This window comes from Streptomyces sp. NBC_01260 (assembly GCF_036226405.1).
In the GTDB taxonomy this organism is placed as follows: domain Bacteria; phylum Actinomycetota; class Actinomycetes; order Streptomycetales; family Streptomycetaceae; genus Streptomyces; species Streptomyces laculatispora.
In genome coordinates, this window is record NZ_CP108464.1 from 1,175,730 (window position 1) to 1,187,817 (window position 12,088).

At 69.4% G+C, this 12,088-nt stretch carries 7 protein-coding genes; 5 read left to right on the forward strand and 2 right to left on the reverse strand.

Annotated features, from left to right (window positions below):
• Positions 1-32: 32 nt before the first annotated feature.
• From OG322_RS05270 to OG322_RS05285, 4 genes are all read left to right on the forward strand, one after another.
• A complete protein-coding gene (locus OG322_RS05270; protein ID WP_123463661.1) occupies positions 33-3,005 on the forward strand; it encodes a DEAD/DEAH box helicase in 2,973 nt (990 codons plus the stop codon).
• Positions 3,005-7,213 carry an Eco57I restriction-modification methylase domain-containing protein gene (locus OG322_RS05275; protein WP_123463659.1) on the forward strand — a complete coding sequence of 1,403 codons (4,209 nt, stop codon included), beginning with the start codon at positions 3,005-3,007 and terminating at the stop codon, positions 7,211-7,213. Before OG322_RS05270 ends, OG322_RS05275 begins: the two co-directional genes overlap by 1 nt.
• Positions 7,210-8,223: an EcsC family protein gene (locus tag OG322_RS05280; protein WP_123463658.1), complete on the forward strand. Its 1,014-nt coding sequence runs from the start codon at positions 7,210-7,212 to the stop codon at positions 8,221-8,223. The genes OG322_RS05275 and OG322_RS05280 overlap by 4 nt, the downstream gene beginning before the upstream one ends.
• Positions 8,224-8,356: 133 nt before the next feature.
• Positions 8,357-10,012 carry a hypothetical protein gene (locus OG322_RS05285; RefSeq protein ID WP_260146902.1) on the forward strand — a complete coding sequence of 552 codons (1,656 nt, stop codon included), beginning with the start codon at positions 8,357-8,359 and terminating at the stop codon, positions 10,010-10,012.
• Between the two features lie 87 nt (positions 10,013-10,099).
• Here the strand turns inward: OG322_RS05285 and OG322_RS05290 are convergent, their stop codons facing one another.
• Both OG322_RS05290 and OG322_RS05295 read right to left on the reverse strand, forming a co-directional pair.
• Positions 10,100-10,291 (reverse strand): DUF397 domain-containing protein, encoded by a 192-nt coding sequence (locus OG322_RS05290; protein WP_123463656.1) that lies wholly within the window; start codon positions 10,289-10,291, stop codon positions 10,100-10,102.
• The gene (locus OG322_RS05295) at positions 10,288-11,175 is read right to left on the reverse strand and encodes a helix-turn-helix domain-containing protein (protein ID WP_329306112.1); all 888 of its coding nucleotides are present in this window, start codon (positions 11,173-11,175) and stop codon (positions 10,288-10,290) included. The genes OG322_RS05290 and OG322_RS05295 overlap by 4 nt, the downstream gene beginning before the upstream one ends.
• 161 nt (positions 11,176-11,336) lie before the next feature.
• Here OG322_RS05295 and OG322_RS05300 point away from each other — a divergent pair, with 161 nt between their 5' ends.
• On the forward strand, positions 11,337-11,942 hold the full coding sequence (locus tag OG322_RS05300; RefSeq protein ID WP_123463652.1) for an ATP-binding protein: 606 nt from the start codon (positions 11,337-11,339) through the stop codon (positions 11,940-11,942).
• Positions 11,943-12,088: the final 146 nt, after the last annotated feature.

The window sequence follows — 12,088 nt, forward strand, 5'->3', positions numbered from 1 at the left end:
CTCCGTACGCGTCGAAGGATCCGAGACACTCCATGAGCCTCACGTACTCCGCCGGTTCCCTGGTGGCCGCCCGCGGCCGCGAATGGGTGGTGCTGCCCGAGAGCGCGCCCGACATGCTGGTGCTGCGCCCGCTGGGCGGCAGCGACGACGACATCGCTGCCGTCTTCCCCACCTTGGAGGAGGTGCGCCCGGCAGAGTTCGCCGCCCCGGACGCCGACGACCTCGGCGACCAGCGGGCTGCCGGCCTGCTGCGCACCGCCCTGCGGGTGGGATTCCGTTCGGGCGCAGGCCCCTTCCGTTCGCTGGCCTCGATCGCCGTCGAGCCGCGCGCCTACCAGCTCGTCCCGCTGCTCATGGCGCTGCGTCAGAACACGGTCCGGCTGCTGATCTCGGACGACGTCGGCATCGGCAAGACCGTCGAGGCCGGACTCATCGCGACGGAACTGCTCGCGCAGGGCGAGGCGAGCCGGATGACGGTCCTGTGCGCACCCGCGCTGGCGGAGCAGTGGCAGGGTGAGCTGCGCGAGAAGTTCGGCATCGACGCCGAGCTCGTCCTCGCCTCGACGGTGTCCCGTCTGGAGCGCGGTCTGGAGCTCGGCCAGTCGCTCTTCGACAGGCATCCGTACACGATCATCTCGACGGACTTCATCAAGTCCACCCGCCACCGTGAGGACTTCGTACGCCACTGCCCGGATCTGGTGATCGTCGACGAGGCCCACACATGTGTCTCGGCCGACGACGTCCACGCGGGCGGCAAGTCCGGCACGAACCAGCTCCGTTACGAGCTGCTACAGCGCATCGCCGCCGATCAGGACCGGCATCTGCTGCTGCTGACGGCGACCCCGCACTCAGGCAAGGAGTCCGCGTTCCGCAACCTGGTCGGCCTGGTCCGGCCCGATCTGGCAACCGTCGATCTGGAGAACCCGGCCGGCCGCGCCCGGCTTGCCGAGCACTTCGTCGCCCGTAAGCGCGCCGACGTACGCCAGTACCTCACCAAGGAGGACGGGCTGGCCGACGACTCGCTCGCCGAGCGCACCCCGTTCCCGTCCAGCCGCTGCCCCGAGGACAAGCCGTACAAGCTCACGCCCGAGTACCGCGCCCTGCTCGACGACGCCATCGCCTATGCCGCCGACCGCGTGCAGACGGCAGGCAGCCAGGGCAAGCGTGAGGCGCGGATCGCCTGGTGGTCGGTGATCGCCCTGCTCCGCTCGATGGTGTCCTCGCCGAAGGCGGCTGCCCAGACGCTGAAGACCCGCTCCACGGCGGCCGTCGCGCGCAGCGCGGAGGAGGCCGACATCCTGGGTGCCCCGCTCAACCACGATGCCGCCGACACCGACGCACTGGAGGGCCTGGACGTCGCCCCGGGTGCGAGCGAGAGCGAGAACGCCGGTGCCCGCCTGCTCGATCTGTCCGAGAGGGCCGCCGCCCTGGCCGGCCAGCAGGGCGATGCGAAGCTCAAAGCGCTGATCAAGCACCTGAAGTCGCTGCTCGCCGACGGCTACAACCCCATCGTCTTCTGCCGTTACATCCCGACCGCCGAATACCTCGCCGAGGAGCTGAGCGGCGCGGAGGGCAAGCCGGGCAAGCTCGGCAGGAAGGTGCACGTCGCGGCAGTGACCGGCACCCTCTCACCGCAGCAGCGCTTGGAGCGGATCGAGCAGCTCGGCGCCGAGGGCGCGGACGACCCGGCTACCCGCCGCGTCCTGATCGCCACGGACTGCCTGTCCGAAGGGGTCAACCTCCAGCACCACTTCGATGCCGTCATCCACTACGACCTGGCCTGGAACCCCACCCGGCACGACCAGCGCGAGGGCCGCGTCGACCGTTACGGGCAGAAGCGCGACCAGGTCCGCGTCATCACGATGTTCGGTGAGGACAACGGCATCGACGGCAAGGTCCTCGAAGTCCTGTTCAAGAAGCACCGTCAAATCCAGAAGGACCTCGGCATCTCCGTCTCCGTCCCCGACGAGACCGCGTCCGGCGTCACCGACGCAGTGGTCGAGTGGCTCCTGCTGCACGGACGCCAGGGCAGCCAGGAGGCCCTGTTCGAGGTCTCGGGGGTCCAGCAGACCCTGGACCGCGTCGAGCGCGACTGGAACTCGGCCGCGGAACGCGAGAAGACGTCTCGCTCCAAGTACGCACAGCGCTCCATCCACCCCGAGGACGTCGCCCGCGAGGTGGCGTCGGTACGCGCCGCGCTCGGGGGCGCCGACGAGGTCCGCGACTTCGCCCTCGCCGCCCTGCACAGCCTGAACGGCCTCGTACGGGACCCGCGCGACGGCTCCGGCGACTTCACCGCCCAGGTCGGCGGCACCCCGGCCGGCCTGCGCGACGCGCTGGCTGCCACGCTCGGCAACCGCGTCGTCGAGGAGGACCGCGAGATCCCGTTCCGTACGTCCCCGGCGATCGCCCGCGGCGAAGCGGCCCTGGTGCGCACCGACCCGGCGGTCGGCGCACTCGCCTCGTATGTCCTGAACTCCGCCCTCGACGGCGAGGCCGAGGGGCCCCGCCCGGCCCGCCGCTGCGGAGTCGTCACCACGGACGCGGTCACCGTCCGCACCACGCTCCTCCTGGTCCGCTACCGCTTCCACCTCACCCTTCCGTCCCGTACGGGCGAGAAGCAGCTGGTCGCCGAGGACGCCCGGCTGCTCGCCTTCGAGGGGATGCCGCACCGCGCCCGCTGGCTCGACGACGACACGGCGGCCGAACTCCTCGCGGCCCGCGCCTCGGCCAACACGAACCCGCAGGCGGCCCGCAACCAGATCACCCGCACCCTGGACGGCCTGGGCGAGCTGACCGCGCACCTGGAGGAGTACGGGGAGCACCTGGCCGCCGAACTGGATGCCTCGCACCGCCGGGTCCGCAAGGCGAATCGGTCCAACCAGGAGATCGTCCGCGGCTTGAAGGTCGTCCCGCAGAAGCCCGCCGACATCCTCGGCGCCTATGTCTACCTGCCCGCGAACCCGGCCGCCGCCGGTGTGAACCCCGCTGGAGCTGTCGCCTGATGTCCGCCGCCACCCGCACCGCCCCGGCCTTCACCTCCGTCACCACAGTCGGCGGCCTGCTCCCCTCCGACATGCTGCTGCGCATCGCGGAGGCAGCGAAGCTGCCCGGCACGAAGCCGGCCGACTACCACCTGCCCGCCTCCGTCGCCGTCCGAGACGAGGCCGAGCGCGCCTGGGAGTACCTCAAGCCGCTCTGGCGCGACCTCCGCACAGCCCTCCCCTCGGACCCGACCACGGGCTCCCCGGCGGCTGACCCGACGGGCCGCGCGGGCAACGACTGGCTCGCCCAGCTCTTCCGCAAGCTCGACTTCGGCCGCCTCACGGAAATCGGCCCCTCCGGCATCCCTGCCGACTCCGACCCGGCCAAGCACTTCCCCGTCTCTCACCGCCACGGAGCGGCCCTGGTCCACCAGATCCCCTGGAACCAGGAACTCGACAAGCGCGCGACGGCCGGGCAGATGCCGGCCCAGTCGATGCTCCAGGACTGCCTCAACCGCACTGGGGCCCATCTGTGGGCAATCCTCACCAACGGCCGCCGTGTACGCCTGCTGCGCGACTCGTCGGCGATGGCGACGGCGGCGTACGTCGAGTTCGACCTCGAGTCGATCTTCGACGGCGAACTTTTCAGCGAGTTCGTGCTGCTGTACATGACGCTGCACGCGTCGCGCTTCGAGGTGGCCGAGGGGCAGCCGGCGTCGGGGTGCTGGCTGGAGAAGTGGCGGACGATCGCCATCGAGTCCGGCAGCCGCGCCCTCGACCACTTCCGCGACGGCGTCCAGGCGGCCCTCACCACCCTAGGCACAGGATTCCTGAGCCACCCGCACAACAACGACCTCCGCCAGAACCTGGACGTCCACGCGTTCCAGACGTCGCTGCTGCGGCTCGTCTACCGGATGATCTTCCTCTTCGTCGCTGAGGACCGCGGCGCGCTCCTGGACCCGGCGGCCGACGAGCAGACCCGCGAGCGCTACGCCCGCTACTTCTCAACTGCGCGGCTGCGCCGCCACGCCCTGCGCCGCCTGGGCACCGCACACGACGACCAGTACCGCGCCCTGGCGCTGCTGGTCGACGCCCTCGGTTCCGAGGACGGCCGCCCCGAGCTGGGCTTGATGGGTCTCGGCGGACTGTTCAACGACACCGGAGCGGACGTACCTCTGCGTAACGTCCGCCTGTCCAACCGCCACCTCTTCGAAGCCGTACGACACCTGGCACGGGTCCGCGACGCGGGATCCGCCCGCTGGCGCCCCGTCGACTACCTGCACATGGGCTCCGAGGAACTCGGCTCAGTTTACGAGGCGCTCCTCGAGTTGGTGCCCAAGCACAGCCCCGCCGACCGCACCTTCGAACTGGTCGACCGCATCGGCAACGACCGCAAGAAGACCGGAAGCTACTACACCCCGGCCCCACTCACCGAAACGCTCCTGGACTCCACGCTGAACCCGGTGATCGACGCCGCCACCAAGCGTGGCGAGCGGAATGCCGCCGCCAACGGCCACCCCGACCCCACCGACACGATCGTCGACGAACTGCTGTCGCTGACCGTGTGCGACCCTGCCTGCGGCTCCGGCCACTTCCTGGTGGGCGCCGCCCGCCGCATCGCCAAGCGGGTGGCGGCGGTCCGCGAGCACAACCCCGAGCCAACGGCCGAGGCCGTACGCCACGCCATGCACGAGGTCGTCGCACGTTGCGTCTACGGCGTCGACCTCAACCCGATGGCGGTCGAACTGGCAAAGGTCTCCTTGTGGCTGGAGGCCATGGAACCCGGCCGGCCGCTCGGCTTCCTCGACTCTCACATCAAGTACGGCAACGGGCTGATCGGGACGACTCCGGCCCTGCTGCGGGACGGCATCCCGGACAAGGCGTTCAAGAGCGCCGAGGGCGACGACGACAAGTGGGCCAAGCAGCTCCTGAAGCGCAATACGGAGGAACGCCGGGGACAAGGGGGCCTGTTCGAGGTCGAGACGGAGACAAAGGTCGCCAACTCCTCGTTCGCGCGCGGCCTGCGCCGGATCACCTCCGCCCCGGCCGACAATCTCGCCGATGTACGCCGCAAGGAGACCGCCTACCGCGACTGGTCGACGTCGGCCGAGTACCTGCGCGCTCTGCACCTGGCAGACGCATGGTGCGCGGCATTCGTCTGGGTCAAGAACGAGGACGCGCCCCCGGCCATCACGCACAAGATCTTCCGCAGCCTGGAGAACCCCGAGGGCGACGCGGCCCCGCAATCCACGCATGACGAGATCGTGTGGCTGCGCGACCAATACGCCTTCTTCCACTGGCACCTGGAGTTCCCAGAGGTCTTCCACGTGCCGGAAGACCCGGCCCTGACCGAGGCTGGAAGGGTGTCCGAAGCAATCGCCCCGGGCACGGGTTGGGGCGGCGGGTTCTCGTGCGTGGTGGGCAACCCGCCGTGGGACAAGGTCGACTTCGAGGACAAGAAGTACTTCAGCGTGGTCGCCCCCGAGATCGCGGAGATCGCGGGCACGGCGCGGCGCACGGCCATCACCGAGTGGGAGGCGGAGCACCCAGAGGGCGGGAAGCGATACCGGGAGGCGCGGCGCGCAGTCAAGGGGACGTTCCACTTCGCCGGGGACTCGGGAGGGTTCCCGTTGTGCGCGGAGGGGTTGACGGTCAAGGGCGTCAACTCCCTCCAGACGGACACCTTGTTCGCCGAGCGTATGGCGAACGTCGTCGCGGCCGAAGGCCGCTTCGGCCTGATCCTGCAGACAGCCATCGCGACAGGGGCCGGCTCCCAACATCTCTTCGGGGACTTCACCCGGCGGGGGGCGCTGGCCTCGCTCTACGACTTCGAGAACAGGCGCCCCAAGTCGGCCACGCTCCCCAAGGGCGGCAAGTGGTTCGAGAGCGTGGATTCCCGCATCAAGTTTTGCCTGCTGTCCCTCACCGGGCGCGCCGCGCGTGCGGACGCCAGCCGCGTCGGCTTCTTCCTTTCTGACACCACGGACATCGAGGACCCGAACCGCGTCTTCGCCCTGGACCCGGAGGACTTGGCCCGGATCAACCCCAACACTGGCACGCTCCCAGTGTTCCGCACCCAGCGGGACGCCGACATCACGGCTGCGGTATACCGACGAATTCCGGTGCTGTGGGAGGAAGCGCGGCGGGACGGCAACCCATGGGGCATCGCTTTCAAGCGACTCTTCGACATGACCGACGACTCCGACCTCTTCCGCAGCCGCGAGAGGCTTGAGGCCGAGGGGTGGGAACTGCGCGGGAATGTGTTCGCGCGGGGCGGGGAGCGGATGCTGCCCCTGTACGAAGGCAAGATGGTCAACTTCTTCAATCACCGCGCGGCCGACGTCGTGAAGAGTCTCACCGCCGTCAACCGCCAGAACCAGCCCCGCTACCTTCCCGTCGAGGACCTGCAGGACGCCACGCGCCTGGCCGTCCCGCTGAACTGGATCCAGCGGGACGGTAAGATCCCCACCCGCCGCAACAACAAGGACGTCAAAGTCAAGGGAGTCGAACTTCGCCTCAATGAGGAGCACTGGGACCGTGACTGGCTCTGCGGCTGGTGCGACGTCACCGCATCGACAAACGAGCGCACCGCCATCCCCGCCTTCCTTCCCCGCACCGCCGTAGGGCACAAGTTCCCTCTGATGTTCCCCCGCGTCGCGCCCCCGCTGATGGCCGCCCTGATCGCCGCCCAGTCCTCCCTGATTTTCGACTTCGTCAGCCGCCAGAAGATCGGCGGCGTCAGCATGGGCCTCTTCATCTGGAAGCAACTCCCCGTCCCCACTCCCCCCACTCTCAAGCCCCATCTCCCCTTCCTCCTCCCGCGCGTCCTCGAACTCGTCTACACCGCCTACGACATGACTCCCCTCGCCCGCGATTTGAGCGACGACGGCGAGCCGTTCCGCTGGGACGAGAACCGCCGCGCCCAGCTGCGCGCTGAGCTGGACGCGTACTTCTTCCACCTCTACGGGATCGACCGCGAGGACACCGGCTACATCCTCGAGTCGTTCCAGTCTGAGTCAGGCGGACTGAAGAACAACGAGATCGCCAAGCACGGCGAGTACCGCACCAAGCGCTTGATCCTCGCCGAGTACGACCGCATGACCGCCGCTGGCCTCACCCTCGAAACCCCGCTCGCCGAAGGCGAATCCGGCACCTACCGCTCCACCCTCACCCCACCCCCCGGCCACGGCCCGCGGCACAGCCCCGCGCGAAACGGAGAGACTGGATGAGCACGGACTCGGCGATGCCCGCCGAGGGCATACCCGCAATGAGCGCGTACGACCAGAAGGTCTGGGACGTGCTGAACGAGCACTGGGAGCGCCGCAACAACCCCCGTGGGCTGCCGAACTGGGCGGGCAACGCGCTGAGCCGTTCCGGTGAGGCCGCGGGGAAGGTCGTGAGCCGCACAAGGCAAGCCGTGCCGGAGGCCGTGAAAGCGCCGATCCGCCGCACGGGCGACGCCGTCACCGCCGCGGCCCTGCGCCCGGCCCTTGAGGGCGCGATCGCGCTGCTCGAACTGGCCAACACTGCAGCGCTGGAACTCAACGATCCGAAGAGGGTCGAGGCCCTCGCCCGTAAGCAGGGCGTCGAGCTGGACACGTTCGCCGCGCTGCGGATGGAGGACCTCAAGACCTGCGACCGGCTGCTGACGTCGAACATCCTCAAGTGGCGGACGGTCGGCGCAGCCGAAGGGGGCGCCATGGGTGTCCTGGCCATGGTCCCCGTCGCCGGCACGCTCGCGGCGATCTCCGCGGACATCCTCGTCATCCAGGTACTCAGCACCGCGATCGCCGCGCGCGTCGCGTACTCCTACGGCTACGACGCCAGGGACCCTGACGAGCAGGCGTTCATCGAGCGTCTGGTGCGCCGGTCCTTCATGGCGCAGGCGGCGAAGGCCAAGCCGATGACCGAGGCCGCGCGGGCCGCGAACGCGATCCAGGGGCGCGTCAGGTGGTCGGAGAAGCTCCGTAGCGACCACCGTCTGCTGGCCGCCATCGAGAAGTTGTTGAAGCAGCTCGGTCCGGCCGGCGCCCGGGTTCCGGTCAAGGACGTAGCCAAGTTCGTACCGGTCGTGGGCATCCTCATCGGTGCCGGCGCGAACGCCGCCATCCTCGGTCGCGTCGCCGCGGACGCCCAGCGGTACTGCCAGACCCGGTTCCTGTGCGAGAAGTACGGGATTCCGTTGCCCGCCGCTCTGGCGACCGTCTGGGACGACGAGCCGCATACCGACGCCATGTGAACAGCGTTTCGCCGCCTCGGCATGCACGGTCGCAGGTCTGGGGACTCCTCCTCGAGAGCCCGCCCCTCGGCCCGAGGCCAGTCCCCGACACAGCGGGGAAGAACAGTCCGGTAGGTCTCACACCCTCGGGGGGATGATCGTCATGGAACCGCGCGGCTACCGCATGGTCGTGTCGACTGAGCAGAGCTTCGTCGACACCTGCGCTATCGCGGAACGGCAGTTGTACACATGGCTCGGCGAGAAGCGGTACGACACCTCCGGAATCGACGAGGGTCGGACCGACATCGCCCCGCACGTCTTTCTGGACCGTGACTCCGCCTCAGGACGGAAGGGATCGTACAGCCGGTGGCGTATGCGGGAGACGCCGTCCGCCGACTCGGGTACCTGGCAGTCGACCCTCGTCGTCCGCTCCGGCTCGCGGGAGGACGAGCGCCGCACCTGGGTCCAGGTCGACATCGAGCACCAGCCCGCGCGGGAGGACCAGTTCCCCACCCCCGCCAAGCCCCCGCGGCTCGCACGCCTGCTCCTGGACACCCTGGAGGCCCGAGACGTCCTCGCTGACGTCGCAACCGCTCCGGCCTTCATCGAGGCGGACGACGTCGACGACCTGATCGAGGAGCTCTGCGACGCGGGACGCAGGATGCCCGTCGTCATCGCCTCCGTGCCGTATGGGCAGAACCCGGACACCTGGTCGAAGAACGTCGTGGAGCCCCTCTTCCAACATCTGCACGGGCTGGCCGTGCTGTACGTCCTCACCCCCGGGGCGCAGTCGCTGCTCAACCGGGCGCTGGAGCTCCACCCCGTGTTCGGCGGCGGTGTGCGCACCTACCTGCCGGGCGTCGACCCGGCCTGGCGGCCGGACGCCCAGCGCCACCCCGTGATGTCCCGTCGGACCATTGAGGCCAACCCGCGCAAAGCTGCGGCGGTGCTCGCAGTCCTCCCCCAACGGCTTGCCATGCGCCAGCCGCTGCCAACCGCTCTCCTCAGCGTCCCACGCCTGCGGGCCCGCCCCCGCCCCGCCGTCGACGGTGCCGACCTTGCCGCGCTCCGCTCGGAGAACGTGACCCTCACCGAGATGCTGGGCGAGGCGGAGCGCGCGGAGTCCGTCCGCGTCAGCGAGGTCAACGACCTCTACGCGGAGCTCGCCCGCACCGAGCGCAGCAGTGAAGAACTGCGCGACGAGAACGAGGAGTTGTACGACAAGTTCCAGGAGTTCCAGAACACCGTCCGCTTCCTCCGCGGAAGGCTGGACGCCGCCGGAGACCACTCCGCCCGGCACGCCCAGGTCGACACCCCGGACGTCAGCTACCCGGAGACGTTCGCCGACCTTCTCGACCGGTTGCACGAGTTGCCCCGCATCACCTTCACCGGCGCCGCCAAGACCACGCGCGGCCTGGACAGCCAGTCGGTCGACAACTGGCTGCGGGTCGCCTGGGACGGGCTGCTGGCGCTGAACGAGTTCGCCGAGGCTTCCAGCGGTGCGTCGTTCTCGGGCGACTTCCTCAGCTGGTGCAAGTCGGACGTCAACGGCTCGCTCTCCTTCCCGGCTGCCAAGGTGAAGATGCGCGAGTCGGACTACGTGGCCAACAACGGGAAGTTGCGCACGGAACGCATGCTTCCGGTCCCCGAGGCAGTGGATCCCTCCGGCCAGGCCTTCATGCAGGCCCACTTGAAGATCGGCGGCGGCAACACGATCGCCCCTCGCCTCCACTTCTTCGACGACACACCCCGCAGCGGGCTGCTCTACGTCGGCTACCTCGGCCCCCACCTGCGGAACTCTCTCACCTGAGCCACCCTCGGCCCGCCGCCGGGAGACGCGCGCACGCAACAGCCGCCCGCCCCCGATTCCCCTCGGTGACGGGCGACTCCGGGCCACTCAGCGCGTCGACGCGAAGCCCAGGAACGACGTCCACCCTTCGCGCCCCACCGCGAAGGCGGGCCGCTCAACATCCTTGGAGTCCCGTACGTGGACGGCCTGTTCGGCGAAGGCGACCTCCACGCAGCTGTCGCCCTGACTGCCGCTGTAGCTGGACTTGAACCAGGAAAGTTCCGTCCTACCGCTGTTCATTGCTCTCCTCGTAGTCGCTCCAGCAAGGCCCGGGATTTTTCTGGGCTCAGGGCCTGCGAGCGCAGTGTTTCATAACGGTGACAGACCACACTCACCTCTTTCGGGTCAGAGATCAGCCGCCCGTTCTCCTGACCCTCCGAGTACCCGAACCGACGCCCCTCCCTCGTCTCCAGGACCTGCACCGGCCCGTCCAGACAAGCATGTAACCCGCCCTCCAGCGGCACCACCTGCAGTGTCACGTTGCGCGGCGCACTGCGCTCCAGCACATGGTCGAGCAGTCCGCGCATCGCCTCCGCATCCCCGAACCTTCGCCGGAACACGTGTTCCTCGACGATGAAGCTGAACGGCACGGTCGGCCGCCGACGCATCAGCTCTTGGCGTTCCATCCGGGCACTGAGCTGCACCTCCAGCTCCTCATCCGTCCGCAACGGAATCGTGCCCTCGAACACCGCCCGCGCGTACCCCTCCGACTGCAACAGCCCCGGCACCAGCCGGCACTCGTACGTACACAGGCTCGCCGCCTCCCGCTCCAGCCGGGCCCACCTTCGGAACCACGCCGCGAGACCGGCCTCCCCGCGGCTGAGGTGGCGGGCCGCCTTCCGTATGGCGCCCGTGTTGCCGAGCGCCTCCTCCGCGCGCTCGACAAACGCCTCGTCCGGCATCCGGCGGCCCAGCTCCACCGACTCCACGGTGTGCCTGGAATACCGGACCCGGGCGGCGAGTTCCGCCCGGCTGAGCCCCGCGTGCTCACGCAGCGCCTGGACGACCGCGCCGAACGTGCGCAGGCTGTCCGACGGCTGAGGTTCGCGCTCCCAGTCGCCCTCTGGCGCGGCCCGCGTCCCGACACCCCCGGTTCGCTCCCGGTCCTCGTCGACGTAGTCCATCCGCGGCCCCTCTCCTCGCACCCGTACCCTGCCGCACAGATCGTGCCCACACAGCGTGACGAACACCGCACCGTACTGTCCACCCCATGTGTCCGTACGCTGACTCCGCGTACGTGGTGTCAGCCTCGCCATGGGCACCCAGCACCCACCACTCTGGCGCCATGAACCAAGCGCTCCCCCAACCGGCACAACCAGTACGTACGTTCTCGCAGTTGCTGTCGTCCACACCGCGCGGTGCCCGTCTCGCCCGCCTTCTCACCGTGACCGAGCTGCAGTCCTGGGATGCACCGCCCGACCTCACGGAGCGTGCCGAACTCGTCGTGGCCGAGCTCGCCGCGAACGCCGTCCTTCACGGTCGCGTCCCCGGCCGCGACTTCCGCCTGGCGCTCGCCTACGCTCCGCCCACCGAGCACCTCCGCATCGAGGTCACCGACGCCCGCGGCGACCGGCGACCCGAACTGCCGCCCTACGAGCCCGCATCGCTCGGGGACGGCGGGCGCGGGCTGCTGCTCGTCGACGCGCTCGCCGACCACTGGGACTGCGCGCCCTATCCGCCCTCCGGCAAGACCGTACGCGCCGAGCTCTCGTCAGCGCGGTCGGTCTCAGCGCCACCGCGGCCCACGGAAGCCGTTGAAGCCACGGGGTGCGTAGCAGAGCACATCAGCGGAACTTGGGGCGCACAGACCCTGCCTCTGACTCACCTGTTCAGTCCGGGATCTGCGGGCCCCTCAACAGGGCCGGCCTCACTCCTGCCGCGCACCTTGTAGGTGATGCCTGACTCGGGCGGCTCGGCCTTCGTAGCTCACGTGAACAGTGACCTGAGTGACACATGACACGCCTTGTGCCATCGGAACACGCCTTGTGCCATCAGAATCGGGCCCACATGCTCGCCCTCAGGAGTATTCGCGATTCG